Source organism: Rhodococcus sp. MS16 (assembly GCF_013277795.1).
GTDB classification, from domain to species: Bacteria; Actinomycetota; Actinomycetes; order Mycobacteriales; family Mycobacteriaceae; genus Rhodococcus_F; species Rhodococcus_F globerula.
The window spans coordinates 144,947-161,386 of sequence record NZ_VBTM01000017.1; the positions used below are offsets into that span (position 1 = coordinate 144,947).

Annotated in this window: 16 protein-coding genes; 6 read left to right on the top strand and 10 right to left on the bottom strand. The window is 60.2% G+C overall.

The features are described 5' to 3' along the window. Positions 1 to 46 precede the first annotated feature (46 nt). Positions 47 to 877, bottom strand: coding sequence for an SDR family NAD(P)-dependent oxidoreductase (locus tag FEZ60_RS28355; protein WP_172937660.1), 831 nt, complete (start codon positions 875 to 877; stop codon positions 47 to 49). Next, the gene (locus tag FEZ60_RS28360; protein WP_045064930.1) at positions 874 to 2,577 is read right to left on the bottom strand and encodes an AMP-binding protein; all 1,704 of its coding nucleotides are present in this window, start codon (positions 2,575 to 2,577) and stop codon (positions 874 to 876) included. The genes FEZ60_RS28355 and FEZ60_RS28360 overlap by 4 nt, the downstream gene beginning before the upstream one ends. A gap of 200 nt (positions 2,578 to 2,777) precedes the next feature. Here FEZ60_RS28360 and FEZ60_RS28365 point away from each other — a divergent pair, with 200 nt between their 5' ends. Genes FEZ60_RS28365 through FEZ60_RS28385 form a run of 5 tightly spaced genes read left to right on the top strand, consistent with a single transcriptional unit; the run spans position 2,778 to position 6,763 of the window. Further along, on the top strand, positions 2,778 to 4,439 hold the full coding sequence (locus FEZ60_RS28365) for a class I adenylate-forming enzyme family protein (RefSeq protein WP_033236621.1): 1,662 nt from the start codon (positions 2,778 to 2,780) through the stop codon (positions 4,437 to 4,439). Continuing rightward, positions 4,436 to 4,906 carry a nuclear transport factor 2 family protein gene (locus tag FEZ60_RS28370; RefSeq protein WP_045064933.1) on the top strand — a complete coding sequence of 157 codons (471 nt, stop codon included), beginning with the start codon at positions 4,436 to 4,438 and terminating at the stop codon, positions 4,904 to 4,906. The genes FEZ60_RS28365 and FEZ60_RS28370 overlap by 4 nt, the downstream gene beginning before the upstream one ends. Before the next feature lie 36 nt (positions 4,907 to 4,942). Then, positions 4,943 to 5,299 (top strand): EthD domain-containing protein, encoded by a 357-nt coding sequence (locus FEZ60_RS28375; protein WP_095887111.1) that lies wholly within the window; start codon positions 4,943 to 4,945, stop codon positions 5,297 to 5,299. A gap of 44 nt (positions 5,300 to 5,343) precedes the next feature. Then, positions 5,344 to 6,240 carry a TIGR03619 family F420-dependent LLM class oxidoreductase gene (locus FEZ60_RS28380; protein ID WP_116104848.1) on the top strand — a complete coding sequence of 299 codons (897 nt, stop codon included), beginning with the start codon at positions 5,344 to 5,346 and terminating at the stop codon, positions 6,238 to 6,240. Position 6,241: 1 nt separating this feature from the next. Next, positions 6,242 to 6,763 carry a nuclear transport factor 2 family protein gene (locus tag FEZ60_RS28385; RefSeq protein WP_172937661.1) on the top strand — a complete coding sequence of 174 codons (522 nt, stop codon included), beginning with the start codon at positions 6,242 to 6,244 and terminating at the stop codon, positions 6,761 to 6,763. Positions 6,764 to 6,799: 36 nt separating this feature from the next. On the opposite strand, the gene FEZ60_RS28390 is transcribed toward FEZ60_RS28385, so the two are convergent. From FEZ60_RS28390 to FEZ60_RS28400, 3 genes are all read right to left on the bottom strand, one after another. Next, positions 6,800 to 7,993, bottom strand: a complete 1,194-nt coding sequence (locus tag FEZ60_RS28390) for an NADP-dependent malic enzyme (protein WP_172937662.1) — start codon at positions 7,991 to 7,993, stop codon at positions 6,800 to 6,802. Positions 7,994 to 8,176: 183 nt separating this feature from the next. Continuing rightward, positions 8,177 to 8,473: an antibiotic biosynthesis monooxygenase gene (locus FEZ60_RS28395; protein WP_033237388.1), complete on the bottom strand. Its 297-nt coding sequence runs from the start codon at positions 8,471 to 8,473 to the stop codon at positions 8,177 to 8,179. Between the two features lie 184 nt (positions 8,474 to 8,657). Beyond that, complete coding sequence (locus FEZ60_RS28400; RefSeq protein WP_172937663.1) at positions 8,658 to 9,650, bottom strand: cyclase family protein; 993 nt, start codon at positions 9,648 to 9,650, stop codon at positions 8,658 to 8,660. Positions 9,651 to 10,144: 494 nt separating this feature from the next. Between FEZ60_RS28400 and FEZ60_RS28405 the strand changes: the two genes are divergently transcribed. Next, complete coding sequence (locus tag FEZ60_RS28405) at positions 10,145 to 10,927, top strand: enoyl-CoA hydratase/isomerase family protein (protein WP_092805074.1); 783 nt, start codon at positions 10,145 to 10,147, stop codon at positions 10,925 to 10,927. Between the two features lie 20 nt (positions 10,928 to 10,947). On the opposite strand, the gene FEZ60_RS28410 is transcribed toward FEZ60_RS28405, so the two are convergent. The 5 genes from FEZ60_RS28410 to FEZ60_RS28430 all read right to left on the bottom strand — a co-directional run bounded on the left by FEZ60_RS28410 (position 10,948) and on the right by FEZ60_RS28430 (position 16,386). Next, on the bottom strand, positions 10,948 to 11,880 hold the full coding sequence (locus FEZ60_RS28410) for an ABC transporter permease (protein ID WP_051730852.1): 933 nt from the start codon (positions 11,878 to 11,880) through the stop codon (positions 10,948 to 10,950). A gap of 27 nt (positions 11,881 to 11,907) precedes the next feature. After that, positions 11,908 to 12,849, bottom strand: coding sequence for an ABC transporter permease (locus tag FEZ60_RS28415; protein WP_033237386.1), 942 nt, complete (start codon positions 12,847 to 12,849; stop codon positions 11,908 to 11,910). Beyond that, the gene (locus FEZ60_RS28420; RefSeq protein WP_051730853.1) at positions 12,849 to 13,676 is read right to left on the bottom strand and encodes an ATP-binding cassette domain-containing protein; all 828 of its coding nucleotides are present in this window, start codon (positions 13,674 to 13,676) and stop codon (positions 12,849 to 12,851) included. Before FEZ60_RS28420 ends, FEZ60_RS28415 begins: the two co-directional genes overlap by 1 nt. Then, positions 13,673 to 14,704, bottom strand: a complete 1,032-nt coding sequence (locus tag FEZ60_RS28425; RefSeq protein WP_051730854.1) for an ABC transporter ATP-binding protein — start codon at positions 14,702 to 14,704, stop codon at positions 13,673 to 13,675. The genes FEZ60_RS28420 and FEZ60_RS28425 overlap by 4 nt, the downstream gene beginning before the upstream one ends. Positions 14,705 to 14,796: 92 nt before the next feature. Next, the gene (locus FEZ60_RS28430) at positions 14,797 to 16,386 is read right to left on the bottom strand and encodes an ABC transporter substrate-binding protein (RefSeq protein WP_051730855.1); all 1,590 of its coding nucleotides are present in this window, start codon (positions 16,384 to 16,386) and stop codon (positions 14,797 to 14,799) included. Positions 16,387 to 16,440 lie beyond the last annotated feature (54 nt).

Below are 16,440 nucleotides of genomic sequence, written 5' to 3' on the forward strand. Positions count from 1 at the left end.
GTCAACTGCTCGAGTATTCGGCCTTCTCGTCGATGAACCCCAAGCTTCATTTCTTCTCGTGAAGCGTCGCCATCAGTTTCGGACCGTCCACCACTCGGCCGAGGAAGCGGTCGGCATCGGGGTCGGTTGCAAGCCAGACTGCGGCGGCTGCCGGAACCGACGCCGGTGTGGCGGCAAATCCTGCGTCCACGATCGCGTCCGCACCGCCGCGAGCCTTACCCGATTCCGTGATCACAAACCCCGGACTCAGATTGAATGCCTTGATACCGGCGCCGCGGTACTCCGAATTGATCGCACCCGCGATACGCCCGAAGCCGGCCTTCGACGCTGCATACGACAGGCCCCAGCCGCCTTCACCGGGAGGCGCCGGTGGGTCCGTGGTGGCCGAACCGGATGCGAGACCGATGACAACACCGTTGCCGCTCTTGATCATCGACGGAAGGATCACCTGGACCAAGGCGAGCTGATGCAGATAGTTGCCGACAACCATTGCCTGGGCATCGTCGATCTCGATGTCGAGAATCCGGTCCATGTTGCCGACGGTCTGTGCATAGGCGTTGTTGACCAGCACATCCACCCGGCCCCACTCGCGCAGTACCTGCTCACCGGCCGCAACAACCGATGCCCGATCGAGGAGGTCCATCGGAACGGCCATGGCCCGCACGCCGCAGGCCTCGATTTCGGAAACTGTCGTCTCGAGGCTTCCGGTAACAGGGATAACCTGCTCGCCGTCGCGCGTTCGCGGTGCGGCTCTGCCTTCACCTTCACGGACGGTGCGGGCAGTGATCGCGACATCGAACCCGGCGCGAGCAAATGCCAGTGCACATTCGCGGCCGATACCGCGAGAAGCCCCGGTTACCAGCGCAACTCGGTTCACAGGAACCTCGAACGACCGTGAGTCTCGAACTCTTTCTCGAGGCTCTCGATATCAGCTTCTGTCATCAGCGTGTACTCGGGAGCGCCGCGGCCCACCCAGTGGTACACCGGCTCGTCGGTCCGCCAGCGATCGACCTGAAGGTCACGCTTGAGCACCTTGTTGGAACCGGTGACGGGCAGGTTGGTCGATACGCGAATGAAGCGCGGCGCCGACTTTGTTCCCAAATCTGCCTGTGCGGCAAGGTAAGCCGCAAATTCGACGGGGTCGAAATCCGCCAGATCCGCAACCTCGATGCCCGCCATGACCTGATCACCCGAGCGCGGGTCAGGTACGGCAAACACACCGGTTGCGATCACCTTGGGGTGGCGACGCAGGATGTGCTCGATCATCAGAGCCGACGTGTTCTCACCGTCCACGCGGATCCAGTCACCCTTACGGCCGGCGAAGTAGATGAATCCCGCTTCGTCGACGTAACCGAGATCGCCTGTCCAGTACCAACCGTCACGGATCTTCTCCGCCATGGCGTCTTCGTTCTTGTAGTAGCCCTCGAACTTCTGCGAACCTGCCTTGTCGACCATTTCGCCGATGGACTCGTCCGAGTTGAGCACATGGCCGTGCTCGTCCAGGATCGCGCGCGGACGCTCTTCCTTGGTGTCGGGATTGACGATGACGATGTTCTCGTTAGCCGGACGTCCCAACGCTCCCGCGGGCTGGTTCGGATCGAGAACCACCGAACCGGCGCCTTCGCTCGAGCCGTAGCCCTCGAAAAGCTGTGCGCCGAAGCGACGAATGAACTCGGCCTTGTCACCCGGCGACGCTTCGGTACCAAAACCGTGTGTAAGGGTGTTCTCGATGTCGTCGGACTGCTCCGGCGTCGCCATCAGGTAGCCGAGTGCCTTGCCGACATACGTGAAATATGTTGCGCCGTAGAACCGGACGTCGGGCATGAAGCCCGAAGCGGTGAACTTGCGAACGAGGCAGACCGTAGCGCCCTGCGACAGCGCGGGAGCCCACAGTGCCATCAGCGCGTTGCCGTGGAAGAGCGGCATGCAGCAGTAGCAGACGTCATCGCGATCGATGTCGTACTTGGCACAGTTCGCGTATGCCAGACGCGTCAGACGACCCTGGCTGCATCGGACAGCCTTCGACATACCGGTAGTGCCGGAGGTGAAGAGGAGAAGGAAAAGCGTCGACGCATCGACGCCCAGGTCGATCTGCGGCGTCTCGACGCGATGCGCAGCAACGGTTTCGGCATACGACGCGTCGTCGACGAGGATGAAGCGGTCGTCGGTCAGACCGAGATCGAGACCAGCGAGCTTCTCGTGGCCGGCCTTGTCGGTGACGATCATCTGGCAATCGACATACCGGACCTCGGCTTCGAGTTCGGCACCGCGACGAGTCGGGTTGATTCCGACGATCGTGGCGCCCGTCAGTGCGGCGCCGCCAAGCCAGAACAGGAACTCGGGCTCGTTCTCGAGGAGAACACCGATGTGGAAGGGGCCCGGCGCGCGAAGCGACTTGGCGTACGAACCGCGGGCGGCACTTTCATGGACAACCTCGTCCCACGTCCAGTCCTGAGTACGCGTCCGCAGTCCCAGATGCTGATCACCGACACGATCGATCAACATCTGTGCGACGTCCGCGCGCTGCGGAGTGGCAACGGAACTGCTCGGAGGTGCTTCGGTGGCGGTGTTCGTCATCGTGATCCTGTGTCCTACTCGAGTGGGAGGGAATTCGTGTGCGCTCACGCTCATTCCTTCGGCTGCGATTCTTTCGGAACGCTAACTGCGCGTTATGTCAGTAACCCGCTCAGTCTCGCTCAGTGGTAACCGCCCCACAGATAGGATTGTCCCGTGACATTTTGTGACGTGAAAAGCGCCACAATACGAAAGGCCATTCCATGACTGCCCCCGCAGATCCGCAGTTGCTCCTGGACCAGGCGGTCTCGCGCCTCACCGGTCCCGGTGGGCCGTTCGAGATCGTCGAAGAAGAGGTTCTCGGCACCGTCATGCCCGTGATGAAGAATCGCGGACATGCCATCGGTGAGCTCATCTCCGCGTCCCGGGCCTGGGGCGACGGCGACTATCTCGTCACGAGCGACCGTCGGATTTCCTTCACGGAGCATGCCGACGCTGTAGCCGCGCTGGCGACTGCGCTTCGCGACAAGTACGGCGTCCGCAAGGGCGATCGAGTGGGAATTCTTGCCGCCAACAACCCTGAATGGGTCATGACCTTCTTCGCGACGCAGGCACTCGGCGCCATCGCGGTCGGTCTCAACGGCTGGTGGGTTCCGCGCGAGGTGACACACGGCATCGAGCTGTCGAGCCCGAAGGTGCTGGTAGTCGACGCCAAGCGGGGCGCTGCGCTTCCCGAACTGCCGGCAAGCATCAGCGTTCTGACCATGGAAGAGGATCTGCCCGCACTCATCGCCGAATACGCCGGCGCAGATGTACCCGCCACGGACATCGACGAGGACGATCCGGCTGTCATCCTTTTCACCAGTGGCACCAGCGGCCGCCCCAAGGGCGCCCTGCACTCACACCGCAACGTGATGGCTGTTGTCGACTACCACAAGTACAGCGACGCCATCGGCGCTGCGTTCACGGGCCGCGAGTACGACGGCTCCAAGCCCAGCCCGCTCCGCTACCTCCTGACCTCTCCCCTGTTCCACATCGCGAGCCTCCATAACCTGGTCATCCCGCGTCTGGCTACCGGCAGCGCTGTCGTGATGATCGACGGCGGCTTCGACGTGGACAAGGTGCTCGGATTGGTCGAACGCGAACGCATCACCAACTGGGGCGCGGTTCCCACCATGGCGTCGCGGTTGCTCGAACACGGCAACATCGGCAAGTACGACGTGTCCTCGCTGACGGCATTCTCCCTGGCATCGGCGCCGTCGTCGCCCGCGTTCAAGGAACGCCTCAAGGAGCAGGTACCGTTCGCCCGCAACGCCCTGGTCGACAGCTACGGCCTCACCGAGTGCAGCACGGCTATCGCCGTTGCCGTCGGAGCTGAGCTCGAAGAGTTCCCCGGGACGCTCGGACGTCCCATCATCACCGTGTCCATGGAAATTCGTGACCCCTTCGGTGAATGGCTGCCCGACGGCATCGAGGGTGAGGTCTGCGTGCGCAGCCCGTTCGTGATGCTCGGTTACTGGGAGAACGAAGAAGCCACCGCTTCGGCAATTTCTCCCGGACGCTGGCTCCGCACCGGCGATTTCGGCGTGATCGAGAACGGTCGCCTCCGTCTGACGGGACGCCGGTCGGATCTCATTCTGCGTGGCGGCGAGAACGTCTACCCCACAGAGATCGAACAGACCCTCGACGAGCATCCCGACGTCATCGAATGCGCCGTTATCGGTTCGCCTCACCCGGACCTCGGCCAGGAAGTGTCAGCAGTTGTCGTTCTGCGCGCCGGTGCAGTCACGACCGAGGAAGACCTCCGCGAATTCGCGGCTGAGCGTCTGTCGTACTTCAAGGTGCCCTCGAAGTGGCGTATAACCGGCGATCTGTTGCCCCGCAACGCAACCGGAAAGATGGTTCGCCGCGAGATCACGGTATGACCGAAGAGCTGTCACGGATCGTCGCCGAGTCGGCGATCCGTGACCTGCTCTGCGAGTACACGCACCTGATCGATCAGGGTAGGTTGCGTGATGTCGCATCATTGTTTGCGCACTCCGATTACGGCCAGTGCGGCGCGGACGGTGTTGCAACAACTCTGATTTCGTCCGATGCCGACGCTGTGTTCGCCGCGTGCAGCAGCTTCATCCGGATGTACGGCACTCCCGCGGTCCCGCGAACCAAACACCTGCTGACCAATACCCGTATCTCGGTTGACGGAAACGAGGCGTCGGCGCTGTCCTACATCACGGTCATCCAGGGCACCGAAGATTTTGCCCTGCAACCCATTTTGTCGGGACGGTACTTCGATCGATTCACGTGCGTCGAGGGATCGTGGCAGTTTGCATCACGACTCTTCTGCATGGACAACATGGGCGATATGTCTGCTCATGCCAACCGGTCACTCTGAGCACATCTCGCAGCACCTTCAACGGGGAGACGAACGATGTTCAAGGCAATCGCGCTACTCACTCGTAAGCCGGGACTCACGAAAGAAGAGTTCATCGACTACTACGAGAACAACCATGCCCCACTGATTGCCGCAACCTTCCCGTCGATCATCGAGTACCGGCGGAATTACCCCGATCTCGCTCAGGCTCTGCGCGCAGACGGCGTCCCCGACCCGGCTTTCGATGTCATCACCGAATTGTGGTTCCACGACAAGGCCGGGTACGAAGACATGCTGGCCACTCATGCCCGCCCGGAGGTCGGCGATCGAATCAGGGCCGACGAATCCAACTTTCTCGATCAGAGCAAGATCATTCAGTTTGTTACCGACGAGCGCGAATTGCCGCACTGCTGAGACTCGCCCGTCGTTCCCGCAGATTTTCGGAAAGGACTGTTTGCATGGAAATCGGTGTCAACGTATTGGGCCTCGAGGCACTGTTCGAGGGAAAGATCAGACCGGTTCTCGATTTTGCCGCTGCCGCTGATCACGCCGGCGTCGACTTGATCTGCACCGGCGATCACCTCGGGTTCAATGCTGACGCTCATGCGCAGCGCGTCAGCGAGCACAACTTCCTCTTTCCGTTGGATCATCCTTGGTACGAGCCGATTTCACTGCTCTCCTCAATTGCTGCAGTCACCGAACGCGCTCGCCTCGGAGTGTCGGTTCTCATTGCAACGGTTCGCCCACCGGCACTGCTCGCCAAACAAGTCGCCACCCTCGACGCACTGTCGGACGGACGCGTGACCATGGGCTTCGGAGTCGGCTGGCAAGAGGCCGAATACACCGCCACGAACATGCCTTTCGATGCCAGGTTCGGGCGCATGGAGGAAACCGTCGCAGCGTGCCGCGAACTCTGGACACAGGCTCCCGCCAACTTCAAGGGGCGCGACTTCTCCTTCGAGAACTACCACAGCATTCCGCTCTCGACCCAAGACCGCGTTCCTGTCCTCTTCGGGTTCGGGCCCAGCCAGCGGAACTTCGACCGCATCGCACGTGTCGCCGACGGTTGGACCGTCAACCCTGCCGATTTGGCGACCTTCACCGACAGTGTTGCGCTGCTGCGCAACACATTCGAAGCTCACGATCGTGATCCCGATACCGCGCGCGTGCAGGTGTCTGCTTCGCCGGTTCGTCGTGACAACGGAACCGTCGACCTCGAAGCCACTGCTGAGAAGGCTCACGACTGGTCCCACCGCGGCGCATCCGTCGTCGTCTTCCGTCCGGTCGTATTCGACTGTGCCAGCGAAGAACTACCGGAACTGCTCGACTGGATGATCAGCGTCAAGGAGTCCTGAAATGGAACGGCAATTGCAGGATCTGCTGGACAAGCAGGCTATTCGCGAAGTGGTCTTGACCTATGCCCGCGGCATCGACCGGCTCGATTTCGATCTCGTTCGCAGCGCCTATCACCCCGACGCCATCGATCATCACACCGGATTCGACGGCAACATCGACGAATACATTGCCTGGGTGAAGCCCAAACTCTCCGTCATCGGCGGCACGATGCATCACATCGGCAACCACCTCGTCGAACTGCACGGCGACCACGCGATCAGCGAGGCGTACTCGATGTCCACCCACTGGGGCGGACCCGAAGGCGTCGGGATGATCAACTTCACCAGCGGCGCACGTTTCATCGACCATATGGAGCGTCGAAATGGGCGTTGGGCAATCAAGGAACGATGGGCCGTACGCGAATGGACCCGCTCCGACGAAGGCCGTTTCGTGAATCCCGAGAGCGCCGGTCCCCGAGGACGACGCGACGATTCAGATCCGTTGGCCGCCTTACGAAAAACTCTCCCCATCCAATCTGCGTGAACCCCGCGAGTCTTTGAACCGGCAGGTTCAATCCTCTTAGCTGGTCACGCCCTCAGCGTGCGCTGCGGCCGCGACGGCTTCCGCAACTGCGGTCGCCACGCGAGGGTCGAGTGGGCTCGGAACAATCTTGTCCACGGCCAACTCGTCGCCGACCACCGACAGGATCGCCTCGGCGGCAGCGAGCTTCATACCTTCGGTGATACGACGGGCACCGGCGTCGAGCGCGCCCTTGAACACACCGGGGAAGGCAAGCACATTGTTGATCTGGTTCGGGAAGTCACTGCGACCGGTAGCCACGATCGCCGCGTACTTCGACGCGGTCTCCGGGTGAATCTCCGGATCCGGGTTCGAGAGCGCAAACACGATCGACTCCGGAGCCATCGACGCGATGAGCTCCTCGGGGATCTTGCCCGCCGAGACACCGAGGAAGACGTCCGCTCCGGCCAAAGCCTCGACGGCACCGCCGTGGACACTGCGCGGGTTGGTGCGCGACGCCAGCTCTACCTTGATCTCGTTGAGGTCGCTGCGCTCGCTCGAGATGATGCCCTTCGAGTCGAGCACGACGACATCGCTGATACCGGCGGCGAGCAGAATGTTCGCACACGCGACACCCGCTGCACCCGCACCGGAGATGACAACCTTGAGCGTGGTGATGTCACGGCTCTGCACCTTCACGGCGCCCTTGAGCGCAGCAAGAACCACAATCGCGGTGCCATGCTGATCGTCGTGCATGACGGGGCAGTCAAGTGCCTCGATGACCCGCTTTTCGATCTCGAAGCAGCGCGGCGCCGAGATGTCCTCGAGGTTGACCGCGCCGAAGCTCGGACGCAGACGGATCAGGGTCTCGACAATCGCGTCGGGATCGGTGGTGTCGAGCACCAGCGGGATGGAGTTCAGTCCGGCAAAGCTCTTGAACAGAGCGGACTTGCCCTCCATGACGGGCAACGATGCGCGGGGTCCGATATCGCCCAGACCGAGAACCGCCGTGCCGTCACTGACGACGACAACCAGTCGATTGGTCCACGTGTAGCGATCGGCAAGGGTCTCGTCAGCGGCGATGGCGCGGCTCACCTGAGCCACACCCGGCGTGTACGCGATCGACAGAGCGCGCTGCGTATCGAGCGGCGCGGTGGTCTCGACCGACAGTTTGCCACCGACGTGAGCGGCAAAGATTTCTTCGTCGGTCAGCTCGACCTTGGGTACGTTGATGGATTCAGTCACAAGGGACACAATGACACTCCTGAAAAGTTCGAGATACTGGCGATAACTGACGAGCTGCGTGGGGGGTCGAAGAAAGCCGACGCCGAACTGCATCCCCTACTGCCGAAGGTGCTCGCGTAAGGGCAACAAGTATGGGGCGTGCTCTTCGGCACTGTTCACGAAGGACACGCCCCATCTGGACAAACAAATAGGTCAGATCGCAGAGTCGAGTGTGTACTTGGCCAGTCCTGGCGCCCCTGCGAGAAGCGGTCCCAAATCCTTGATCATGCCTGGGCCGGCGCGCCATTCGCGGTATGCGGCATCCGCCTCGGCAGTAGACCATTTCTCGAAACACAGCCAGTGCGTTTCGTCGTCGGCATCAATCAATACGTCGACACCTTCGCAACCTTCGAAAGCACGGGTCTCAGTCAAGATTCGTCCCACCACCTCGCGTGCGGTAGCAAGACTCTCTTTCTTGAGTCGCAGGTCCAGAATCGCGGAAATCGTCACAGAAAACTCCTTGTTCTCAGGGGGTGAATTCGAATCATTCAGGAGCACCCACGTTTTCCAGGTGCACAACTCCAAGGTGCACAACGCACGTCCGACAGACTTCAGACTGCCGAAAGCACACTCTCGGACAAACTGTTGATGTCCGAGAGTGTGCCGAACCGATAGCGACAACCTTGTCGAGAGGTCAGTAAAGGAACAACGGATTGATCAGGACACCCGTCGAACGGTGGATGGCAGTCGGAGCCGCTACGACAAGACCTGTCGACGTATTTGTCTGCTTCAACGCCGCCACGGCCGGGCCGAGTAAGCAGTTGTCCACCAGACACAAACCGATCGCATAGATCAGGTTGTGCACTTCCAACGAGCCGGCAGGGTTGTTCCGGGCATCGTGGAAGTCCCACAGCACCAAGCCCGGATCCTTCGATGCGATCCAGACTGCACCGTCCTCACCGATACCTGGGCGCGCCACTGCTGCGGCGCCGCTCGGGTAGATGTTGCCGGCCGCCTCGTAGCGATCGCGCCCCTGGTAGATGATCAGCGCATCGCCAGGCTCGAGGGTGACTCCGGTTGCCGCGAGCGCTGCGTCCAGGTCCTCGCCGGTAACGGGGTGTTCGGCGTCGATCCACTCGACCCCTCGCGCTCCGGCGACATCGAGGACTACACCACGCGTGGCGATTCCATGGTTCGCCCACGCCACCATGGTGTCCTCGTCAGTCAGGGACGCCTCGGCGGGAATCGGCCCGTGCCAAGACCCTTCGGCACCGATGTGCGCCAAACCGTCCATGTGTGTGTTGTGGACTCCATGGGCGTCGTACTTGATCACGTCACCGCCGTGGGCCGAGCGCATACCGCGAACGCCGACCTGTACATCGAGTTCTACTGATCCGTGGCCAGAAGGCATCTCGGCAAGCCCCAGCTTTTCCCACTGCGCTGCCTCGAGTTCCGCCACAGCTCGACCATCGGCAAGGCGGCCGGGGCGGGTTTCCACCTCACGTTCGAGAGAGATGGCTTTCCCGTATCTGACAGCGGAAACGCCGCGCAGGCGGGCCGATTCATCGATGAGGTCCACGGAACCGCGGCACTGCACACCGTCCACGTGTCGTGATGAATCGTGCTCGTCCTTGATCTTACGGAGCCACGGGGCGAGGGGATCTGTTTCCAGGTCGTCGACTGTCATTCGTTTCTCCATATTCGTTTCCGAGGGGCAGAATCAGCTGATATTCGTTCCGAAGGGAAACGTCAGGCTGACAACGCCCCGATGCAGCGGTTGAGTTGCAGGGACTACTGAATCGAATCATCTTCACACACTGGGTATGTCGATCGGCACATCCGGTCCTGTTGTTCGATTCTGTCATAGATACTCGCCCAAACGAAGAAGTCGAGCGAGGCAATCTCTCCAGACCGAAACTCCGTCGATCACATGGCCAGTCGTAGACACAAAAGGTGTATCAGCTTGAACTGTGCCAGGTTTCGTCCGGAAACCGACTGCCTCGTTACCCAGACGCCATACACCCGTGGGCGACCCAGACATGCCCATTCCGCTAGCCGGAACATCCCGTTGACCAGGCATCCACGATGCAGTTATCTGAACCCCGGCGAACCATGTGCAGGCATCGTGACCTTTCGAAGCCGTCACTGGCCACGACATGGAGAATGCTATACGCTGCATTTATGGTAAATAGCTTGGGCGCCAGCGGTTTACGATTCGAACGTGAAGGCTCGATCGGATGGTGCATCATCGACCGTCCGGCTGCCAGAAATGCGTTGACCTCCGCGATGTACTACGGATTGAAGCGAGCAGTACGCCTCGTGAATTCCGACCCGGAACTGTCGGCATTGATAATCACCGGGGTTGACGACGTATTCGCCCCCGGAGGAGATCTGGGAAGGCGATCGGATCCGGGAGATGCTTTGCCGGAGGGCCTTTCGAGCATCGATATCGTTCCCTTCCTAACCATTCGAGACAGTCGCGCACCCGTCATTTCCGCGGTCAACGGAATCTGCCAGGCCGGTGGACTACTGATTGCAATGATGTCCGATATCGCTGTCGTCAGCGACCGGGCGACATTCCGTGTTCCCGAACTTCTACGAGGCATCCCGGATGCGACTTTCGCTGCAGTGCTGCCGGCACACATCGGAATCGCCGCAGCACGCGACTTGATGTTTTCCGCGCGCAAGTTCGATGCGGCAGAAGCGCTTCGGCTCGGAGTGATCTCCCGAGTTGTGCCACATGAGAACCTTCGGACTGCGGCACTCGAGGCTGCGCGTGAGGTACTGCAGACCGCACCTGTAGCCCGAGCCCAGGTCAAGCGAATGCTCAACGAGCGCTACGGGCAATTCGACTACGAAACCATGTTCGGCGCACTCGACACTTCTCCGGAACCACGTGAGGGAATGCGGGCGTTCATGGAAAAGCGTGACGCGTGCTGGATACCGGCGAATCTGCCGCGATAACGCGGCAGATTCGCCGCTCGTCATTCGTCGTTTGAAATCGAACCCGAACCTTCGAGCGCATCCCGCAAACCGTCACCGAACGTCGAGAATGCCAGGACGGTCAGCACAATCATGATCGCCGGTGCAGCAATCAGCTCCGGAGCTGTGTAGATATTGTCGAAAGCCTCACGCACCATTGAACCCCAGGAAGTCTGTGGCGGCTGAACACCGAGACCGAGAAAACTCAGACTTGCCTCGGCGACAATCGCGACACCCGCCGAGAACGAAAGCTGCACCAGTAAAGGCGAAGCCGCGTTTGGTAACACATGACTCCACAGCAGCCTGCCCTTGCCGCAGCCCAGCGCTCGGGCAGCTTCGATATACGTTTCCGTCGACACCGACTCCGCAGCACCTCGTGCCAACCTGTACAGCGATGGGGCCATAACCAGTCCGATCGCCATCATCGCGTTGGTCAATCCTGGACCGAAAATTCCGATGATCGCAATGGCGAGGATAAGAGGCGGCAAGGACTGCAGGGCATCAGAGATTCTACTGATCAGTCCCCCAGCCCATCCCCGGACAAGTCCCGCGAACAGCCCTGTGGGAATACCGATCACAGCCGCAACTCCCACCGCCTGGACAACCGCGAGCATGGTGACACTTGCCGAGGCGAGCAACCTGCTCATGACGTCACGACCATAGACGTCCGTACCGAGCCAGTGCTCCCCGGAAATTCCGGCCAAACTGTTTCCCAAGTTCTGCGCGTTCGGATCATCGGGCGCAATCATGGTGCCGAAACCCGCGACCAGAAACACCAGCACTAAGAAAACCAGCGAGATCATGGCCGGGATGTTCCTGCGCAGCAGTCGAAGTGGACGTGAAGTCCGCAGTGTGTGCATGAAGCGGCTTCGGCTCGAAAATGGTGTCGCGCGCCGCGGGTTATCGGGATCCGCAACAATACCGGTTTCACTCATGAAAATGCCTTTCGACAGCTGACCGGGTCAGGCCCGGGTCCTCGGGTTGAAGTAGCCGTAGGCCATATCGACGATCAGGTTGATGATCACGATGGCAACCGCCATGACCATGACGATGCCGAGGATCACCGGAATATCCCGGCTGAAAACAGAATTCACGGCAAGAGTCCCGAGGCCAGGTAGCGCGAAAACGAACTCGACTGTCACCGCGCCTGCAAATACTCGACTGACCTGTAGACCGAGGACCGTCACGATCGGAACTCCGGCGACCTTGAGGGCGTGCTTCAGCACGATCTGCTTGGTCCGCAGCCCCTTCGCCCGAGCAGTGCGGATGAAATCCTTGGCGAACGTGTCAACCATGGCCGCACGGGTTTGGCGCGCCACTTCCGCAGTGGAAATGGCCGCAATCGCGAGAGCCGGAAGAATCAGGTGTTGAAGCCAAACCCCAAACCCTTCGCTGAGCGGTGCGTACCCAGTCGCCGGAAAAACCGGCGCGGAGATTGCGAGGGCAATGACCAGAACCAAACCGATAATGAACGGTGGGACCGCCATCGCAACCGACGACACAGCCGTCAACGCGCGGTCGAGCATCGAATTGGCACGCATAGCGGCAATGATTCCGATCGGCAGACCGAGCAAGATCACAATTACCATGGTCACGACGGTCAAGGACAGAGTGGTCGGTATCCGATCCGCGAGGATCTGAGTGACGGACTGAGAACTGTAGAGCGAGGTGCCGAAATCACCGGTAATGATGTGACCGAGCCACTCGACGTACCGGATCAGCAGTGGCCGATCCAGACCCAGTTGTTCGCGAACCGAAGCGATTTCGTCCTGCGTTGCGTTGTCACCGGCAAGCCCAGCTGCAGCGTCTCCTGGCATGAAGTCAACCAGCACGTAAACGAAGAAGCTGAGGAACAGCAACAGTGGGATTGCCGAAAGCACCCGTTTTCCCAACAGATTCGCCATTATGACCCTCCCGTCGGTACTGAAACTCTGCGACGACGGTTCCTCGGGTCCGGAACTGCCGAGACCAGCATCTTGGTGTACGAGTGCTGCGGATTCTCGAACAACTCCTCCGCGGTCCCGGCTTCGACTACCTCGCCCCGGTACATAACGATGACGTGGTGGGCGAGATATCGCACGAGGGAGAGATCATGCGAGATGAAAATATAGGCCAAGCCGCGCTCGGCCTGCAGGTCGAGCAGCAGGTTGAGAACTTGAGCTTGGATTGAAACATCCAATGCAGCAACAGGTTCGTCACACACAATGAAGTCGGGATCGAGTGTGAGCGCCCGGGCAATCGCGATCCTCTGAAGCTGACCGCCGGAGAACTCTCGTGGATACTTGTCGAGTTGGTCCTCGCGCATACCGACCCTCTGCAGAATTTCCACGACACGCCGATCACGCTCTGCCCCAGCGATTCCGAAGTGGATCGACAACGGTTCGCCCACCGCATTGCGAATCGTCATATGCGGATCGAGCGAGCTGAACGGATCCTGAAAGATCATCTGCGCGCGCCGCCGAAAGGACAGCAAATCCTTGCCCTTGAACTTACGGACATCGTGTCCGTCGAACCGGATCGTGCCGGAGTCGGGTTCGATCAAACGCAGAACCTGACGTCCGATCGTCGACTTCCCCGCTCCGGATTCGCCCACAATGCCGAGCGTTTCACCACGTTCCAGGGTAAAACTCACATCGTTGGTCACCACGGACCGCTCTCTCACGCGACCGAGAAAGTCTCTCTTGACCGGATACGACTTGCGTAGTCCGGAGACCTCCAATAACGGACTCATCCGGTAAGTCCCTTCAGATTCAGTTCGCCCTCACGCACGCAACGTACTGACCGATTGCGAGCGATGTCGTGCAGTATTATCGGTTCCGAATCGCATCGACCAGCATCTGCGTAGTTGCAACGATCCTGGAACCGGCACGTTTGCGGCCAGTCCCATGGAGCTGGAACTGCACCCGGAATCGACGACAGACGTATACCTTTGGCCCTCGGGTCGGGAATTGCTGCCAGCAGACCCTCCGAGTACGGATGGCGTGGGTCGTCGAACAGGTCATCGATCAAGGTCGATTCAACAACCTGCCCCGCATACATCACCGCCACTCGGTCGCACATCTCGGCAACGACCCCCAAATCGTGAGTGATGAACAGAATCGATACGTCGAACTCGTGTTGCAGATCCTTCATCAATCGCAACATCTCTTTCTGCACCGTCACGTCCAGCGCGGTCGTGGGTTCGTCCGCAATGAGCAGTTTCGGTCGACATACCATTGCGATTGCCAACATGACGCGCTGACACATGCCACCGGAGAACTCGTGCGGGTATGCCTTTGCCCGATTGCGTGCATCGGGAATACCGACCGCGTCGAGCATCTCGACAGCGCGGGCAAACGAGTCCTTCTTCGACAAACCTTGGTGACGACGGACAACCTCGGCGATCTGATCCCCGACAGTGAATGCCGGAGACAGACTTCGCCTTGGTTCTTGAAAGACCATCGATACGTCGACCCCACGAATGCCGGACAACTCCGACTCCGACAACCCCACCACCTCACGGCCGGCGATACGGATCGATCCAGTTACCCGACAACCCTGGGAAGGCAGTAATCCCATTGCAGCCAAGGAAGTTACGGTTTTCCCGGATCCGGATTCACCCACCAGCCCGACCGTCGTGCCGGGTGCTACTCGCAAGGACACGTCGTCGACGACTCGAGTCCAGCCGCGATCGGTATCGAAGTCGACCGAGAGATTCTCGATCCGCAGGATATCGCTGTCCGTCGCGTCGAGCGACGACAACGGTAGATCAGTTGCCATGGACAGGATCTCCTAGCGTCAGGTAGTGGACGGCGACAACGGGCGCACCGCCCAAACTGGATATGAGTGAGACTTCGACTATTCGCGCAGAATCATTTCGCGACACCGACGTAGCGCAGGTCCATCACCCCGGTGTAATGCGAAACGCCCATATTCGAAGCACCGATTACATTGTCTGCGAAGGCAAACTGTGTACTTACAGCACAGAGGAAGACGTCGAAAGCGTTCTCGACCGCAACGGCTGATGTCGCTTCGAGAGCAGCAGTACGGTCTACCTCGGACACGTTGGGATCAAACGCCGGCGCCAATGAGTTCTTGAACTCCGCGGGAAGTGTTCCCGGAAAAAGGCGTGGGACTGTGTAGTTGCGGTTGAGGAACTGTGCAGAACTCGGATCGCCAACTCGCACACTGACGATGGACGGTTGTGCCTTCGCTGCAAACTGAGCAGTCATGTCGACCAGATCCACCGGCTTGGCATTCATCGTGACACCGACTTCGGCGAACTGCGCTTGCAGGGCCGACGCGATCTCGTCCTGCGGCGAAAGTCCCGCACCGAGAAGCGTATTGAATGTGAGACCGTTGACCCCTGCCTCCGCGAGCAAAGCCCGCGCCCGATCCGGATCGTAGGTGTAATCGATCGGCGGATCCGAAAGGTGCCCGTCCGCGCCGACCGAAAGCGGTTGGCCGGAGACCTGGCACTGATTGTTGAGCAACGACGAGTTGATACCTTCCCGGTCAACGGCAAAGTTCAGCGCTTGACGCACCCGCACATCCGAGAACTCCGGGCTGTCGATATTCATGGCCATCGTGTACAGCTGTGCAGGCGGATAAGAGAAGAACCCGTATCCAGATCCGAGCGCCGATGCCTGCGGGTACTGACCGATCTTGGATATCATCAGATCGATCTGACCTGATCGCAGCGCGTTCAGTCGAGCATTGTCGTCGACGATGCCGGTGATCGTGATCGTCTTGGACAACTGTGCTGCAGGATCCCAGTACCCCTCCCGACGCTCGTATGTCACCGAATCACCTATCCGGACCGAGGTCGCGACGTACGGACCCGAACCCACCGGATTGATGTCCAGATCCGGATTGTCGAGAGCCTTCGGACTGATCAATGCCGCTTCCACACCGGAGAGCACAAACGGCAAATCTGCGGCGGGTCGGGTAGCGATGACCTTTACCCGGTTCGGATCGACCACCTCTACCGAATCGATCATCGAAAAGGTCGACGCCACAGTCGATCCCGCCGCCGTCTTCGCATGATCAAGCGTTGCCTTGACTGCGGCGGCATCGAGAACTTCACCATCGGTGAAAGTGATCCCGTCACGCAATGTGAAGACGACCTCACGGCCGTCCTCGGAAAACTCCCACTCGGTCGCAACCATCGGAGCTATCGCGAGAGACCCATCCTCGTCGACCATTTGGGTGAGCCTGTCGTACACCGGAGTCAGATACGGGTACGCGGCCGGCGCAGACGGCATCTTGTGCGGGTTCAGCGCCGGTGTCGCCACAGTGTGGCCGACCCGGAGATGTCCGTTCGGATCGGCGTCAGCGGCCGCTGCGCCGACGGCACCACCTAACGCCGGGGACGAATTGCCGGCACTTCCACTGCCACAGGCGGAAAGCACCAGGCTAAGAGCGGCAATGGCAACGCCGATACGTACGGAACGTGTGATCACTATCTTGGTGTTCCTCTCGATTGGGTTAGGTACGCGGCAGTGGTTTAGGTGCGG